We start from the raw sequence: 16,180 nt of genomic DNA, 5'->3' as shown, positions 1-16,180 counted from the left end.
GCCGCTATTTTTTGTCCTGAATTCTGAAACACACACTACCGAGGTGTACTATTTTTACCCGAGTCGCTAATTTTTGCCGTAAGGTGCTGAGCCGCGATGAGAGCATGGCGGACGACGTCATTGTTCAAAATACGATGTCGGTTATTCCGCGCGAGCAGCATGCTATTTCCCGCAAAGATATCAGTGAAAACGCCCTGAAGGTCCTTTATCGTCTGAATAAAGCTGGCTATGAGGCGTATCTCGTTGGTGGCGGGGTGCGTGACTTACTGTTAGGCAAAAAGCCAAAAGATTTTGACGTGACCACCAGCGCCACGCCTGAGCAGGTGCGCAAATTATTCCGCAACTGCCGTCTGGTTGGCCGCCGCTTCCGTCTTGCCCACGTCATGTTTGGGCCGGAGATCATCGAAGTGGCCACCTTCCGTGGTCATCACGAAGGCACCCCATCAGACCGTACGACCTCTCAACAGGGTCAGAACGGCATGCTGCTGCGTGACAACATCTTTGGTTCTATCGAAGAAGATGCCCAGCGTCGCGATTTCACCATCAACAGCCTTTATTACAGCGTGGCTGACTTTACCGTCCGCGATTTCGTCGGTGGCGTACCGGATCTGAAAGCCGGCGTGATCCGCCTGATCGGCAACCCGGAGACGCGCTACCGTGAAGATCCGGTGCGTATGCTGCGTGCCGTGCGGTTCGCCGCCAAGCTGGATATGCGCATCAGCCCTGAGACCGCCGAGCCGATCCCGCGTCTGGCGACGCTGATCAACGATGTGCCTCCGGCGCGTCTGTTTGAAGAGGCGCTGAAGCTGCTGCAGGCGGGCCACGGCTTTGCCACCTACCAGCTGCTACGCGAATACAGCCTGTTCCAGCCCCTGTTCCCAACCATTACGCGCAACTTCACCGAACAAGGTGACAGCGCGATGGAACGTATCATTGACCAGGTGCTGAAGAATACCGATAACCGCATTCAGAACGATATGCGCGTTAATCCGGCGTTCCTCTTTGCGGCGATGTTCTGGTATCCGCTGCTGGAAACGGCGCAGAAGATTGCCCAGGAAAGCGGCCTTGCCTACTACGATGCCTTCGCGCTGGCCGCCAACGACGTGCTCGATGAAGCCTGCCGTTCGCTGGCGATCCCGAAACGCATTACCACGCTGGTACGTGATATCTGGCAGCTTCAGCTGCGGATGTCCCGTCGTCAGGGTAAACGCGCCTGGAAGTTAATGGAGCATCCAAAATTCCGCGCCGCTTACGATCTGATGGCCCTGCGTGCCGAAGCCGAAAACAACCGCGAGCTGCAGCTTCTGGTGCAGTGGTGGGGTGAATTCCAGGTTTCCGCCCCGCCGGCGCAGAAAGACATGCTCACCGACCTCGATGAAGAGCCAGCCCCGCGTCGTCGTCACCGTCGTCCACGCAAGCGCGCCCCACGTCGCGAAGGCGCGGCATGACGCTTGCGTATATTGCCATCGGCAGCAATCTGGCCTCTCCGCTGGAGCAGGTTAATGCTGCCGTCCAGGCGCTGGGCGACATCCCGCAGTCCCGCGTTGTCGCCCTCTCCGCATTTTATCGCACCCCTCCGCTGGGCCCGCAGGATCAGCCCGACTACCTGAACGCCGCCATCGCGCTGGAAACGAACCTTAGCGCCGACGCGCTGCTGGACAACACCCAGCGCATCGAGCTGCAGCAGGGGCGCGTACGTAAGGAAGAGCGCTGGGGACCGCGTACTCTGGATCTCGACATCATGCTGTTTGGCGATGCGTTGATTAACACCGAACGCCTGATTGTGCCGCATTACGACATGAAAAATCGCGGCTTTATGCTCTGGCCGCTGTTTGAAATTGCCCCCGATCTGCTCTTCCCCGACGGTGAAAGCCTCCGCGCCCTGCTGGCGCAGCTGAACGCCGAAAAACCTGCCCGCTGGTAACAGCAAATTTCTGTTTATTAACCACGAAATATTTGTGGTTAATCGGTTGCCTAAAATCATTGTTCCCTCGAATGTTACTGTTAGAATGCGCACAGATTCGCTTTGGGCTATCAGGAAACAGTATGAAACCAACCACCATCGCCACCTTGCAGAAATGCAAGCAGGACAAGCAGCGCTTCGCCACCATTACGGCCTATGACTACAGCTTCGCAAAACTCTTTGCCGAAGAGGGTATCAACGTCATGCTGGTCGGCGACTCGTTAGGGATGACGGTCCAGGGACATGACTCCACCCTGCCAGTGACGGTAGACGATATTGCTTATCACACCCGGGCGGTGCGCCGCGGGGCACCGGCCTGCCTGCTGCTCGCCGATCTGCCGTTTATGGCCTACGCCACGCCGGAGCAGGCGTTTGAAAGTGCCGCCACCGTAATGCGCGCCGGGGCCAACATGGTCAAAGTGGAAGGCGGCGCCTGGCTGGTTGACACCGTCCGCATGCTGACCGAGCGCGCGGTGCCGGTTTGCGGTCATCTGGGATTAACCCCGCAGTCGGTCAATATCTTTGGCGGCTACAAGGTGCAGGGGCGCGGTGACGCTGCCCAGACGCTGTTTGATGATGCGCTGGCCTTAGAAGCCGCAGGCGCACAGCTGCTGGTGCTGGAGTGCGTGCCGGTGGCGCTGGCGAAACGCATCACCGAGGCGCTCTCTATTCCGGTGATCGGCATTGGTGCCGGTAACGTCACCGACGGCCAGATCCTGGTGATGCACGATGCGTTTGGTATTACCGGCGGGCACATCCCGAAATTTGCGAAGAATTTCCTTATCGACGCAGGCGACATGCGCGGCGCAGTCAGGCAGTATATTGCCGACGTTGAATCGGGTGTTTACCCGGGTGAAGAACACAGTTTCCAGTAAGGAGTCTTGTTGTGCTAATCATTGAAACCCTGCCGCTGCTGCGCCAGCATATTCGCCGCCTGCGCCAGGAAGGTAAACGTATCGCGCTGGTGCCTACCATGGGCAACCTGCATGACGGTCATATGAAGCTGGTGGACGAAGCCAAAGCCCGCGCCGATGTGGTGGTGGTGAGTATTTTCGTCAACCCGATGCAGTTTGACCGCGCCGACGACCTGGCCCGCTACCCGCGCACGCTGCAGGAAGATTGCGAGAAGCTGAAAAAGCATCAGGTTGATTTCGTCTTCTCCCCGGCCCCGAATGATGTCTATCCGAAGGGCACCGAAGAGACCACCTTTGTGGATGTGCCGGGCATCTCCACCATGCTCGAAGGGGCCAGCCGACCGGGTCATTTCCGCGGCGTCTCTACCATCGTCAGCAAGCTGTTTAACCTGGTGCAGCCGGATATCGCCTGCTTCGGTGAGAAAGACTTCCAGCAGCTGGCGCTGATCCGCAAGATGGTGGCCGACATGGGCTACGACATTGACATCGTTGGCGTGCCCATCGTGCGCGCCAAAGACGGCCTGGCGCTGAGCTCGCGCAACGGCTATCTGACGCCAGACCAGCGCAAAATCGCGCCGGGCCTGTACAAAGTGATGAGTGCCATGGTCGAAAAGCTGCAGCAGAAAGCGCTCAGCAGCGAAGAGATTATCGCCATTGCCGAACAAGAGCTGAATGAAAAAGGTTTCCGGGCTGATGATATTCAGATCCGCGATGCCGATACGCTGCTGGAACTGTCTGCCACCAGCAAACGCGCGGTGATCCTGGTTGCTGCGTGGCTCGGTCAGGCGCGCCTGATCGACAATACTGTCGTTGAACTGGCTCAGTAACTATTGAGCTGCTAGATAGCTAACGGATTAGTTTCCCTCCCCACTTGCGGGCAAGTGGGTTACGAAGAAGAGTAAAGGTAACATCATGATTCGCAAAATGCTGCAAGGTAAGCTTCACCGTGTGAAGGTCACTCAGGCCGATCTGCACTATGAAGGCTCCTGCGCGATCGATCAGGATTTTCTCGACGCGGCGGGTATTCTTGAAAACGAAGCCATTGATATCTGGAATGTGAGCAACGGCAATCGTTTCTCAACCTATGCTATCGCGGCAGAACGGGGCTCTAAAATCATCTCCGTGAACGGTGCGGCAGCGCACTGTGCCAACGTGGGTGACATCGTCATCATCGCAAGCTTTGTCATGATGTCCGACGAAGAGGCCCGCCGCTGGCAGCCGAAAGTCGCCTACTTCGAAGGCGACAACGAGATGAAACGCACCGCGAAAGCGATCCCTGTCCAGGTTGCCTGATCCTACCCCCGCGGCTGATTGCTGATCAGCCGCGACATGGTCTCTAAAGAATCCGTTCTGAGAACGTACAAGCGCTTCAGTAAGAACGGATTATCTCCCGGTTTCACCTTCCCTTTTACCGTCGTCACCGCCAGATGGAAACCGGCATCATTCGCAGCTTTTACCGCGATATCGTTGTAGCCGCCAAACGGGTACGAGAGGTAGAGCACGTGCGGGTTAAACTGCGCCAGCGCCCGACGGGAGTGTTTGAAATCCATCAGGATATTGTGATAGCTGCGGCTCAGCAGGATCGGATGGCGATTCGCATCCACCCGGTGCAGGAAATGGGTGTGCGACTGCACGTCAAACACATCCTGGATCTCCCGCAGCTCGGAAATGCTCATAAACTGCAGCGACTTCGGATCCCATTTCAAAGGATGGGCTTTGATCCGCGAGGAGATAATAAACGCCGTGGCGTGAAAGCCGTATTGCTTCAGGATCGGCCAGGCATAGCGGCTGACCGATTTCAGGCCGTCGTCAAAGGTGATCACCACCGCCCGGGCCGGCAGGTTCATCTTATTGCGTACGTAGCCTTCGAGCTGATACAGGCTCAGCGTGGCGTACCCCTGGTCACGTAGCCAGGCCATCTGGTTGTTGAAGGCGCGGACGCTGGTGGTGGTTGAGGTATGGCGGAAACGGGTGTTCTCTTCGTCACGCAGAATATGGTGATAGGTCAGCACCGGCAGGCCGTTATCCTCCTGCGCATCCAGGCTGCTGACCCAGGCCAGGCGGTTGGCGATGCGGATCTGATACCAGGTCTGATTCAGGCGATCCTTGAGCTTGTTGAGGATCGGATAACGCAGATTGTCCGCCAGGGTGCCGAACGGGGCGCTGCCTGCGCTGGGCGCGTTGTAGACCGGAGTATCCTTCCAGGTGATCAAGTTCTGGTTGCTGAGCGGCTTGTTCAGATCGCCAAGGCTATCCTCCACCCGCTGTTTCCCCTGCACCTCGCCCAGATGCCCTTTGTCGATAAAGCCGGTGCCAAAGCCAAAGCGAAACTCATAGTAATCCGCCGACGTAGGAACGACCGCCACGATCTGCCCGGCACGCACGTTGCCCACCGTCACAACGTTGTTGCCCACCTGCGCCCAGATAGCCGCATCTTCGGTGGTTTGCATATAGCGGGCCGGAGCCCCTTGCTGGCTTAACAGACTGGCAGATGCGCCGCCGGAGATCAGCAGCAGAAGCAGGAAAAGGATGCGCGCGGACATAGTTGAAAGTTATTCAGGACGAAAATCGGACGCCATTGTAACAAAAGCGTCAGCAATACCAATGCTTAATATTTCTCCAGACCCTGGAGCAGGACAAAGGGCGGGTTTTTCTGCTGCTGATGCCACAGGCTGCTGACGTCCGGCGCGCCGCGGGCCACGATGGTGTCGCGAAAGCCGCTGCTGTCGGTCATTTCTCGCAGGGGATACATCATCTCCAGCAGCGGCAAGCTGATGCCGGAGATCACTTCGCAGTTTTCATGTTTGTGGCTCAGTAACGCTGCCGCGCGATACGGCGCCGCGCCGGAGATATCGGTCAGAAAGATCACCCCGTCACCGCTGTCGACCTGATGCTGGGCATCGCACAGCATGCGGCTGAGCATATTGCAGCTGAGGCCGCGCCAGAAATTCACCACCTGGCACTGCGCCAGCGGCCCAAAGCGGACGGCGAGTTGATCCGCCATCTGCTGCGCATGTTCATCATGACACGTTATTACCCAACCCAGCATCGTCACCTCTCATCAGAAAGGGGTAGTTTAGCGGCAGGGTGAAGATTCGGGGGTGACTGTGGTCAATAAAGCAGCCCGGCAGCAGAACGCCGCCGGGCCTGAGGATTAGCTGCGCAGTCCGCGTCCGCGCTGGATCAGGTTCCAGCACAGCAGGTAGAAGGCAACGATAAAGATCACCAGCACGCCAACGGTGGTCGCCAGCGGCACGTCGGAAATCCCGAGGAAGCCAAAGCGGAAGCCGCTGATCATATAGACGATCGGGTTCAGGTGTGACAACCCCTGCCAGAACGGCGGCAGCAGCGTCAGGGAGTAGAACACCCCGCCGAGATAGGTCAGCGGCGTCAGGACGAAGGTCGGGATCAGGCTGATGTCGTCAAAGGTTTTGGCGAACACCGCGTTCAGCAGGCCCGCCAGCGAGAACAGTACCGCCGTCAGCAGCAGCGTCAGGCCGACAAACAGCCAGGAGTGAACCTGGAACGGCACGAAGAACAGCGAAATGGCCGTGACCAGCACGCCGACGCAAAGCCCGCGCGCCACCCCGCCGCCGACGTAACCGGCGATGATAACGTGCGTAGGCACCGGGGCCACCAGCAGCTCCTCAATGTTGCGCTGGAACTTGGCGCTGAAGAACGACGACGCCACGTTGGCGTAGGCGTTGGTGATCACCGCCATCATGATCAGGCCCGGCACGATAAACTGCATGTAGGTGAAGCCGTGCATCTCACCGATCCGCGAGCCGATCAGGTTGCCGAAGATAATAAAGTAGAGGGTCATGGTGATCACCGGCGGCACCAGGGTCTGGATCCAGATGCGCATAAAGCGGTTGATCTCTTTGGCCCAGATACTTTTCAGCGCCACCCAGTAAAGCTGCATCATGCGCGATCTCCTTGTTTCTCATGGACCAGCGAGACGAACAGCTCTTCCAGTCGGTTTGCTTTGTTACGCATACTTAATACCTGAATCCCCTGCTGGCTCAGCTGGCTGAAGACGCTGTTGATCCCCTGCTCGCGCAGCACTTCCACTTCCAGCGTTGAGGTATCCACCAGGCGATACTGATAGCCTTCCAGCTTCGGCAGCGGGCTTTTCGCCGCCAGATCGAGAATAAAGGTTTCTGATTTCAGCTTGGAGAGCAGCGCTTTCATCGAGGTGTTTTCCACCAGCTCGCCGTGCTGAATGATGCCGATGTTACGACAGAGCATCTCCGCCTCTTCCAGATAGTGAGTGGTGAGGATGATTGTGGTGCCTTTGTCGTTTAAATCCTTCAAAAAGCCCCACATTGAGCGGCGAAGCTCGATATCGACCCCGGCGGTGGGCTCATCCAGAATCAGCAGTTTTGGCTCATGCATCAGGGCGCGGGCAATCATCAGACGACGCTTCATGCCGCCGGATAACATCCGCGCACGTTCGTTGCGCTTTTCCCACAGATCGAGCTGTTTAAGGTATTTTTCGCTGCGCTCAACCGCCTCTTTGCGCTCCACGCCGTAGTAGCCTGCCTGGTTGACCACAATCTGCTGAACGGTCTCAAACGGATTGAAGTTAAATTCCTGCGGCACCAGCCCCAGCTGGCGTTTGGCGTTGACCACGTCTTTCTCCAGGTCGTAGCCAAACACGCTTACCCGGCCGGAGGTTTTATTCACCAGCGAGCTGATAATTCCGATAGTGGTGGATTTACCTGCCCCGTTAGGCCCCAGAAGCGCATAAAAATCACCGGCTTCTACTTTGAGATCTATGCCGCGCAGCGCCTGGACGCCCCCCGGATAGGTTTTTTTAAGTTGCTCAAGCTCAAGTGCAATCGCCATGAATTAAACTTACCTATAGTTCTGACACACGTTGTGTGGTTTCATTAAAAGTCGGGTTACCCTATAGTAGCGCAACGCAATCACTCGGTTACAGGCCGTTAGCCTCCATGAATGACATAGATACACTCATCAGCAATAACGCACTATGGTCAAAGATGCTGCTGGAAGAAGATTCCGGATTTTTTGAGAAACTGTCTAAGGCGCAAAAACCACGCTTTCTCTGGATTGGATGCTCCGACAGCCGCGTGCCGGCTGAACGTCTGACCGGCCTCGAACCTGGCGAACTGTTCGTCCACCGCAACGTTGCAAACCTGGTGATCCACACCGACCTGAACTGCCTGTCGGTGGTGCAGTATGCCGTTGATGTTCTTGAAGTGGAACACATCATTATTTGCGGTCACTACGGCTGCGGCGGCGTCCAGGCAGCGGTTGAAAACACGGAACTGGGCCTTATCGACAACTGGCTGCTGCACATTCGTGATATCTGGTTCAAACATAGCTCACTGCTGGGGCAAATGCCGCAGGAGCGTCGCCTGGATACCCTGTGCGAACTGAACGTGATGGAACAGGTCTACAACCTGGGCCACTCCACTATTATGCGCTCTGCCTGGAAACGCGGGCAGAAGGTGACGATCCACGGCTGGGCCTACGGTATTCATGATGGCCTGCTGCGGGATCTGGACGTAACCGCCACCAACCGGGAAACCCTGGAGCAGCGCTACCGTCAGGGCCTGTCCAACCTCACCCAGAAGCACGATAACCACAAATAAAAAAGCCGGGTGGCGGCTTCGCCTTACCCGGCCTACAACGGCACGTCCCGTAGGCCCGGTAAGCGGAGCGCCACCGGGCAATACCCACCTTATTCGTCCAGCAGCACCACTTTGCCGACATACGGCAGATGGCGATAGCGCTGGGCGTAGTCAATGCCGTAACCCACCACGAATTCATCCGGGATTGAGAAACCGACAAACTCCACGGGAACGTTCACTTCACGACGGGTCGGTTTGTCCAGCAGGGTGCAAATCGCCAGCGATTTAGGGCCACGCAGGCTGAGAATTTCGCGTACTTTTGACAGGGTGTTACCGGAATCGATGATGTCTTCCACGATCAGGACATCTTTACCGCGAATGTCTTCATCCAGGTCTTTGAGAATTTTCACATCACGGGTGGTCGACATGCCGCTGCCATAGCTGGAGGCGGTCATAAAATCGACTTCATGGGACACCTGCACTTCGCGGCAGAGATCGGCCATAAACATGAAGGAACCGCGTAACAGACCCACCAGCACCATTTCGCTGCCGCTGTCTTTGTAGTGTTCGGTGATCTGACGACCGAGTTCGGCGATACGCGCTTTGATCTCCGCTTCCGGGATCATCACTTCAACAGTATGTTTCATTTTACTAACCGTATGATTTTATAACGAATTTCTCAATGCCGATGGATTCGCGTCCGGCATCGCTTCATAAGCCCTGAAGTATACCAGCAAATGAATCCTCCTGGCGCATCAGTTCATAAAAGCCAGATTTGTGATTCCGATCACACTTGTTAAAGCCTATAATTAATTGCTACTAAATAATTAACAAACTTATAGAGTGTCTTTTATGGCGGAAACAAAAATCCAACATTCACGTTTACTCGTGAGGCTAACAGCGCTGTTCGCTGCATTCTGCGGACTGTATCTGTTAATCGGCGGGGTGTGGCTGGTGGCCATTGGTGGCTCCTGGTACTACCCGGTTGCAGGCATCGTCATGCTTGGCGTGACGTTCCTTCTATGGCGCAGTAAACAATCGGCACTGTGGCTCTACGCTGCCCTGCTGCTGGCTACGATGATTTGGGGCGTATGGGAGGTCGGCTTTGACTTCTGGGCCCTGACGCCGCGTAGCGATATTCTGGTCTTCTTCGGTATCTGGCTGATCCTGCCCTTCGTCTGGCGTCGCCTGCTGGTGCGCTCCAGCGGTGCGGTTGCCGCGCTGGTGGTGGCATTGCTGATCACCGGCGGAATGCTGACCTGGGCGGGCTTTAACGATCCGCAGGAAGTGAAAGGTACCCTGAATGCGGATTCAACCCCTGCAGCGGCGATCTCTGAGGTAGCCGATGCCGACTGGCCTGCCTACGGGCGTAACCAGGAAGGTCAGCGCTACTCCCCGCTGAAACAGATTAATGCCGATAACGTGCACAATCTGAAAGAAGCCTGGGTATTCCGTACCGGCGATCTGAAACAAGCGAACGATCCGGGCGAACTGACCAACGAAGTGACCCCGATTAAAGTGGGCAACATGCTCTACCTGTGTACCGCCCACCAGCGTCTGTTCGCGCTTGATGCGGCCACCGGTAAAGAGAAATGGCACTTCGATCCGCAGCTGAAAACAAACAATCAGTTCCAGCACGTGACCTGCCGTGGCGTCTCTTATCACGAAGCACGCGCTGATAACGCCAGCCCTGAAGTGATCGCCGACTGTCCGCGTCGCATCATGCTGCCGGTGAACGACGGTCGTCTGTTTGCCCTTAACGCTGAAACCGGCAAGCTGTGCGAAACCTTTGCAAACAAAGGCGTGCTGAACCTGCAGACCAACATGCCGGATCAGACCCCGGGTCTGTATGAGCCGACTTCCCCGCCGATCATCACCGATAAAACCATCGTGATTGCCGGTTCGGTAACGGATAACTTCTCCGTTCGCGAAACCTCCGGCGTGATCCGCGGCTTTGACGTCAACACCGGTAAGCTGCTGTGGGCCTTCGATCCGGGTGCGAAAGATCCAAACGCTATCCCGTCGGATGAACACACCTTCACCTTCAACTCGCCAAACTCCTGGGCACCTGCTGCCTATGACGCGAAGCTGGACCTGGTTTATCTGCCGATGGGCGTGACCACGCCGGATATCTGGGGTGGCAACCGTACGCCGGAGCAGGAGCGTTACGCCAGCTCTGTCGTGGCCCTGAATGCGACCACCGGGAAACTGGCGTGGAGCTACCAGACCGTTCACCACGATCTGTGGGATATGGATATGCCGTCCCAGCCGACGCTGGCGGACATTACCGTTAACGGTAAAACCGTACCGGTGATCTATGCTCCGGCTAAAACCGGCAATATCTTTGTGCTGGACCGTCGTAACGGCGAGCTGGTCGTACCGGCACCGGAAAAACCGGTTCCGCAGGGTGCGGCGAAAGGCGACTACGTCACCAAAACCCAGCCGTTCTCCGATCTGAGCTTCCGTCCGAAGAAAGATCTCAGCGGGGCGGACATGTGGGGCGCCACCATGTTCGATCAGCTGGTGTGCCGCGTGATGTTCCATCAGATGCGCTATGAAGGCATCTTCACCCCGCCGTCCGAGCAGGGTACGCTGGTGTTCCCGGGTAACCTGGGGATGTTCGAATGGGGCGGTATCTCCGTTGATCCGAACCGTCAGGTGGCGATTGCCAACCCGATGGCGCTGCCGTTTGTCTCTAAGCTGATCCCACGTGGCCCGGGCAATCCGATGGAACAGCCGAAAGACGCGCAGGGTACAGGTACTGAATCCGGCATTCAGCCGCAGTACGGCGTGCCGTATGGCGTAACGCTGAACCCGTTCCTGTCTCCGTTTGGCCTGCCGTGTAAACAGCCTGCCTGGGGTTATATTTCAGCGCTGGATCTGAAAACCAACCAGGTCGTCTGGAAAAAACGTATTGGTACGCCACAGGACAGCATGCCGTTCCCGATGCCGATCCCGGTGCCGTTCAATATGGGTATGCCGATGCTGGGTGGCCCAATCTCCACCGCCGGTAACGTGCTGTTCATTGGTGCGACCGCGGATAACTACCTGCGCGCATACAACATGAGCAACGGTGAAAAGCTGTGGCAGGGACGTCTGCCAGCCGGTGGACAGGCCACACCGATGACCTATGAAGTGAATGGCAAGCAGTTCGTTGTCATCTCTGCCGGTGGTCACGGTTCGTTTGGTACGAAGATGGGCGACTACATTGTTGCTTATGCGCTGCCTGACGACGCGAAGTAACTAAAAAGCCGGGTGGCGGCTACGCCTTACCCGGCCTACGGTTCGTGCACATCTTGTTTTGTAGGCCCGGTAAGCGTTAGCGCCACCGGGCTTTTTTACACCGTGAACCCCAGCATCATCCCGGTATCTTCATGCTCCAGCAGATGGCAGTGCGCCATATAGGCGTACTCTTTCGGCGCGTCATGATCGAACTTCACTAGCACCTCGCTCACCCCACCCTCTACGCGTACCGTGTCTTTCCAGCCCGCACGATGTACCGCTGGCGGCCTGCCGTTTTCCGTCAGGATGCGGAACTGGGTACCGTGAATATGGAATGGATGCAGCATCATGTCGCCTTCGCCTGAGATCACCCAGCGCTCGTACTGCCCTTTGGCAGCAGCAAACTGCGGGGTGTGCATATCGAAGGCTTTGCCGTTAATCCGGTTGCCGTTATGGAAATCAAACCCGTGCATGCTGTGATCCATCTGGCCGTGATTCATATGGCCCATCTGGCCGTGATGCATCCCCGCCATCGCCTGGTCGCCATACTTCTTCATCAATGCCTGCATGCCCATCATATCGAGCATCGGATCCATCGACAGCTGGAGCTTGCGCTGGGTCAGGCCTTCGAGCGACGGCTGAGCGGGCATTTTGGCCAGCGTATCCGGCAACGCGCCCGAGGCGGTGACCAGCAGCGGCTGAATGCGCAGCACCGGCTGCGGTTTATCGAATGGCGCCACCGCCATCCCCATCTGGCTCACCGGCAGAGTAATCAGGTCAAACGGCTTGCCGTCGCTGATGTCCACCAGCACTTCAAAACGCTCGCCCATCAGCATCGGCAGTTCGGTCACTTTAACCGGCTCAGCCAGCAGCCCGCCGTCGCTGGCAACGACGTATAGCGGTCGCTTATCGCTGGCGGCGAAGTTGAGCGAGCGGGCGTTACAGCCGTTGAGCAGTCGCAGGCGCAGCCAGCCTTTCGGCGCATTGTGCTGGGGGTAAATCGCCCCGTTGGTCAGCAGGGTGTCGCCAAACCAGCCCACCGCGGCGCTCATCACATCCAGCTGATAGTCAATTTGCCCGTCGGCGGTAAATTTCTTGTCCTGCACGACTACCGGCACATCGTCGATGCCCCACTGCTTCGGCAGGCGCAGCAGGCGGCTTTCGTCATCATCAATCAGGACCAGACCGGCTAATCCCATCGCCACCTGATGCCCGGTCTTGCCGTGCTGATGGGGATGGAACCAGCAGGTTGCCGCCCGCTGATCCGGCGTAAAGGTCACCGTCCGCTGGCCGCCTGGCTTAATGATGCCGTGCGGGCCGCCGTCTACCTCTCCCGGCACTTCCAGACCGTGCCAGTGGACGGTGGTCTCTTCGTTCAGGGTGTTGTGGATGTTAACGGTCAGCGCTTTTCCCTTGCGCAGCTGGATAGCCGGGCCCAGCAGGTTGCCGTTATAGCCCCAGGTGGTGGCGTTGTGTGGTCCAAACGTGGTTTTGCCCGCCTGCACCACCAGGCGCACCTGATTACGCGCATCCGGGGTGAGTAAATTCGGGATAGGCAAAACGGGCCGGTCGGCGGCAAAAGCCGCGCGGCTCCAGAGCGGAAGCGCACTGGCGACACCCAGGGCGGCAGAATATTTTAAAAAATCACGGCGTTGCATGTTCATCTCCTTATTCGCAGCAGTCGATCTCCTGAGCATAAACCCTCCCCTTGCCGGAAGGTCAAGAAAAGCAGCAATAATAAAGATCGTCGCACCGGCGGGAAGTGTGCTAACGTTGAATTTCCGTGACGTATTGGTAGAAGCAATGAAGACGTTTTTCCGAACAATCCTGTTCACCACACTAATGATGGGCTGCGCAAACAGCTATGCGCTGAGTGAAAATGAAGCCGAAGATATGGCGGATTTAACGGCGGTGTTTGTGTTTCTGAAAAACGACTGCGGCTACCAGAACTTACCTAACGGCCAGATCCGTCGCGCACTGGTCTTTTTTGCTCAGCAGAACCAGTGGGATCTGAGCAACTACGACAGTTTCGATATGAAAACCCTCGGTGAAGACAGCTACCGCGATCTCAGCGGCATCGGCATCCCTACGGCAAAAAAATGTAAAGCCCTGGCTCGCGACTCGCTGAGCCTCCTCGCCTACGTTAAGTAACTCTTCTCCCGATGCCCCTTTGCTGAATTTATGACCGTGCAACCACGGTCATTGTTAGCTATGATGTTGCCCCCGTTTTAAGCGGGTGTTAACAAAGGAGGTATCATCCCATGGCCGAAAAAAATGTGTGGCATGAAACGCTGCATGACCATTTTGGGCAGTACTTTGCCATTGATAACGTGCTCTATCATGAGAAAACCGATCATCAGGATCTGATCATTTTCGAAAACGCGGCCTTTGGCCGGGTGATGGCGCTGGATGGCGTGGTGCAAACCACAGAACGTGATGAATTCATCTATCATGAAATGATGACTCACGTCCCGCTGCTGGCGCACGGCAACGCGAAACATGTGCTGATTATCGGCGGCGGCGACGGCGCTATGCTGCGCGAAGTGTCCCGCCACAAATCCATCGAAAGCATCACCATGGTCGAGATCGACGCTGGCGTGGTCTCCTTCTGTCGCCAGTATCTGCCTAACCACAATGCCGGTAGCTACGACGATCCGCGTTTCACGCTGGTCATCGACGATGGCGTTAATTTTGTTAACCAGACGACGCGCACCTTCGATGCGATCATCTCCGACTGCACCGACCCGATTGGGCCAGGGGAGAGCCTGTTTACCTCGGCGTTCTACGAGGGCTGCAAACGCTGCCTGAATCCCGGCGGTGTCTTCGTGGCGCAGAACGGCGTCTGCTTCCTGCAGCAGGACGAGGCCATCGACAGCCACCGTAAGCTGAGCCACTACTTTACTGACGTCAGCTTCTACCAGGCGGCGATCCCGACCTACTACGGCGGCGTGATGACCTTTGCCTGGGCGACGGACAACGAAGCCCTGCGCCATCTCTCTACCGGCATTATTCAGGCGCGCTTCCAGCAGGCGAATCTGGCCTGCCGCTACTACAATCCGGCCGTGCATACCGCAGCCTTTGCCTTACCACAATATTTGCAAGATGCTCTGAGGGGGTGAATGAATTGAAAAAGCTGAAACTGCATGGCTTTAACAACCTGACCAAAAGCCTGAGTTTTTGTATTTACGATATCTGCTATGTAAAAACGGCGGAAGAGCGCGATGGTTATATCGCCTATATCGATGAACTCTATAACGCCAACCGACTGACCGAGATCCTGTCAGAAACCTGCTCTATTATCGGCGCCAATATCCTGAACATCGCCCGTCAGGATTATGAACCCCAGGGCGCCAGCGTGACCATTCTGGTCAGCGAAGAGCCCGTTGATCCTGGGCTCATCGACCATACCGAGCACCCCGGCCCGCTGCCGGAGGCGGTGGTAGCCCATCTCGATAAAAGCCATATCTGCGTGCATACCTACCCGGAGAGCCATCCTGAAGGCGGGTTATGTACCTTCCGCGCCGATATTGAAGTCTCGACCTGCGGCGTGATCTCCCCGCTCAATGCGCTGAATTACTTAATTCATCAGCTTGAGTCTGACATCGTGACCATCGACTATCGTGTGCGCGGCTTTACCCGTGATATCAACGGTATGAAGCACTTTATCGATCATGAAATTAACTCGATTCAGAACTTCATGTCCGAGGATATGAAAGCGCTGTATGACATGATGGATGTGAACGTCTATCAGGAGAATATCTTCCATACCAAGATGCTGCTTAAGGAGTTCGATCTTAAGCACTACATGTTCCATACCCGGCCGGAAGATTTAAGCGAAGAAGAGCGCAAGGTCATTACCGACCTTCTGTGGAAAGAGATGCGTGAAATTTACTACGGCCGCAATATCGCGACCGTATAAGACCCGTCTGGAGCAGGGACGCTCCTGATATTATTTCTGTTTCACAAACTCGCGGTAGGCCGCTACCACCTGCAGAAAATCCTCTACGCCGCACAGCGACAGACTCTCTTCATCGTAGTAGCTCATCCCCTCTTCCATCTCGTCGCCGGAAAACTCCAGCTGATTGGCGCGAACCATGACCTCTTCGCCGTCCATCCACAGCGTGTATTCATGGCCGGCACGTTGCCAGGATCGTTCACTGCCTTTTACCGTGCGTGCAGCCTGTTCCACTTCATCGAGCAGGCTCAGGTTCTCTTTCACTTCCTCATTGAACCAGTGACCGACCACTTCGTGGCCCATCGACATACGCACTTTCACCACACCGGTGATATCACGCAGAAATTCGTAATCCATAGTATTTTCCTCTGCAAAGCTCTTGCAGTAATTATCGCAGCCCGGAGGAAGAAAAAAAGCGGAACGGGTGGAAGGAATGAAAATAAAAAATACCCCTCACCCTGGCCCTCTCCCCAAAGGGGAGAGGGTGTAATTGTTCCCTCTCCCCTATGGGGAGAGGGTTAGGGTGAGG

General features: G+C 56.4%; 17 protein-coding genes. 10 read left to right on the top strand and 7 right to left on the bottom strand.

The window, feature by feature from the left end; genetic code table 11:
• Positions 1 to 50 precede the first annotated feature (50 nt).
• The 5 genes from pcnB to panD all read left to right on the top strand — a co-directional run bounded on the left by pcnB (position 51) and on the right by panD (position 4,170).
• Positions 51 to 1,448, top strand: a complete 1,398-nt coding sequence (gene pcnB / locus FHN83_RS15740; protein WP_205735744.1) for a polynucleotide adenylyltransferase PcnB — start codon at positions 51 to 53, stop codon at positions 1,446 to 1,448.
• Entirely contained in the window at positions 1,445 to 1,924 is a 480-nt protein-coding gene (gene folK, locus FHN83_RS15735) for a 2-amino-4-hydroxy-6-hydroxymethyldihydropteridine diphosphokinase (protein WP_138370453.1), read from the top strand. Before pcnB ends, folK begins: the two co-directional genes overlap by 4 nt.
• A 122-nt stretch (positions 1,925 to 2,046) precedes the next feature.
• On the top strand, positions 2,047 to 2,838 hold the full coding sequence (gene panB, locus FHN83_RS15730; protein ID WP_039030332.1) for a 3-methyl-2-oxobutanoate hydroxymethyltransferase: 792 nt from the start codon (positions 2,047 to 2,049) through the stop codon (positions 2,836 to 2,838).
• Between the two features lie 11 nt (positions 2,839 to 2,849).
• Entirely contained in the window at positions 2,850 to 3,704 is an 855-nt protein-coding gene (panC, locus tag FHN83_RS15725; RefSeq protein ID WP_138370452.1) for a pantoate--beta-alanine ligase, read from the top strand.
• 85 nt (positions 3,705 to 3,789) lie between these two features.
• Positions 3,790 to 4,170 carry an aspartate 1-decarboxylase gene (gene panD / locus FHN83_RS15720; RefSeq protein ID WP_039030334.1) on the top strand — a complete coding sequence of 127 codons (381 nt, stop codon included), beginning with the start codon at positions 3,790 to 3,792 and terminating at the stop codon, positions 4,168 to 4,170.
• 2 nt (positions 4,171 to 4,172) lie between these two features.
• On the opposite strand, the gene FHN83_RS15715 is transcribed toward panD, so the two are convergent.
• The 4 genes from FHN83_RS15715 to FHN83_RS15700 form a co-directional block, all read right to left on the bottom strand.
• Positions 4,173 to 5,420: a polysaccharide deacetylase family protein gene (locus FHN83_RS15715; protein ID WP_139564346.1), complete on the bottom strand. Its 1,248-nt coding sequence runs from the start codon at positions 5,418 to 5,420 to the stop codon at positions 4,173 to 4,175.
• A 65-nt stretch (positions 5,421 to 5,485) separates the two neighbouring features.
• Positions 5,486 to 5,926, bottom strand: coding sequence for a PTS sugar transporter subunit IIA (locus FHN83_RS15710; protein ID WP_139564345.1), 441 nt, complete (start codon positions 5,924 to 5,926; stop codon positions 5,486 to 5,488).
• Between the two features lie 105 nt (positions 5,927 to 6,031).
• Positions 6,032 to 6,802, bottom strand: a complete 771-nt coding sequence (locus tag FHN83_RS15705; protein WP_032616576.1) for an ABC transporter permease — start codon at positions 6,800 to 6,802, stop codon at positions 6,032 to 6,034.
• Positions 6,799 to 7,725 (bottom strand): ABC transporter ATP-binding protein, encoded by a 927-nt coding sequence (locus FHN83_RS15700; RefSeq protein ID WP_039030337.1) that lies wholly within the window; start codon positions 7,723 to 7,725, stop codon positions 6,799 to 6,801. The genes FHN83_RS15705 and FHN83_RS15700 overlap by 4 nt, the downstream gene beginning before the upstream one ends.
• A gap of 107 nt (positions 7,726 to 7,832) precedes the next feature.
• Here FHN83_RS15700 and can point away from each other — a divergent pair, with 107 nt between their 5' ends.
• Entirely contained in the window at positions 7,833 to 8,495 is a 663-nt protein-coding gene (can, locus tag FHN83_RS15695; protein ID WP_039030338.1) for a carbonate dehydratase, read from the top strand.
• An 89-nt stretch (positions 8,496 to 8,584) separates the two neighbouring features.
• Here can and hpt read toward each other — a convergent pair whose 3' ends face one another.
• Positions 8,585 to 9,121 carry a hypoxanthine phosphoribosyltransferase gene (gene hpt / locus FHN83_RS15685; protein WP_138370449.1) on the bottom strand — a complete coding sequence of 179 codons (537 nt, stop codon included), beginning with the start codon at positions 9,119 to 9,121 and terminating at the stop codon, positions 8,585 to 8,587.
• A 205-nt stretch (positions 9,122 to 9,326) separates the two neighbouring features.
• On the opposite strand from hpt, the gene FHN83_RS15680 reads away from it, so the two are divergent.
• Positions 9,327 to 11,717 (top strand): glucose/quinate/shikimate family membrane-bound PQQ-dependent dehydrogenase, encoded by a 2,391-nt coding sequence (locus tag FHN83_RS15680; RefSeq protein ID WP_138370448.1) that lies wholly within the window; start codon positions 9,327 to 9,329, stop codon positions 11,715 to 11,717.
• Between the two features lie 95 nt (positions 11,718 to 11,812).
• Here the strand turns inward: FHN83_RS15680 and cueO are convergent, their stop codons facing one another.
• Entirely contained in the window at positions 11,813 to 13,354 is a 1,542-nt protein-coding gene (gene cueO, locus FHN83_RS15675) for a multicopper oxidase CueO (protein ID WP_139564344.1), read from the bottom strand.
• 145 nt (positions 13,355 to 13,499) lie between these two features.
• Here cueO and FHN83_RS15670 point away from each other — a divergent pair, with 145 nt between their 5' ends.
• The 3 genes from FHN83_RS15670 to speD all read left to right on the top strand — a co-directional run bounded on the left by FHN83_RS15670 (position 13,500) and on the right by speD (position 15,615).
• On the top strand, positions 13,500 to 13,847 hold the full coding sequence (locus FHN83_RS15670) for a YacC family pilotin-like protein (RefSeq protein WP_039030342.1): 348 nt from the start codon (positions 13,500 to 13,502) through the stop codon (positions 13,845 to 13,847).
• Positions 13,848 to 13,957: 110 nt separating this feature from the next.
• Positions 13,958 to 14,815: a polyamine aminopropyltransferase gene (gene speE, locus FHN83_RS15665; RefSeq protein ID WP_139564343.1), complete on the top strand. Its 858-nt coding sequence runs from the start codon at positions 13,958 to 13,960 to the stop codon at positions 14,813 to 14,815.
• 5 nt (positions 14,816 to 14,820) lie between these two features.
• The gene (gene speD / locus FHN83_RS15660) at positions 14,821 to 15,615 is read left to right on the top strand and encodes an adenosylmethionine decarboxylase (protein WP_039030344.1); all 795 of its coding nucleotides are present in this window, start codon (positions 14,821 to 14,823) and stop codon (positions 15,613 to 15,615) included.
• A 30-nt stretch (positions 15,616 to 15,645) separates the two neighbouring features.
• Here speD and yacL read toward each other — a convergent pair whose 3' ends face one another.
• Positions 15,646 to 16,008: a protein YacL gene (gene yacL, locus FHN83_RS15655; protein WP_039030345.1), complete on the bottom strand. Its 363-nt coding sequence runs from the start codon at positions 16,006 to 16,008 to the stop codon at positions 15,646 to 15,648.
• Between the last annotated feature and the right edge of the window lie 172 nt (positions 16,009 to 16,180).

Source organism: Leclercia adecarboxylata (assembly GCF_006171285.1).
In the GTDB taxonomy this organism is placed as follows: domain Bacteria; phylum Pseudomonadota; class Gammaproteobacteria; order Enterobacterales; family Enterobacteriaceae; genus Enterobacter; species Enterobacter barmai.
Note: the sequence above shows the minus strand (reverse complement) of the source record. Positions and strands in the feature narration are given on the sequence as shown.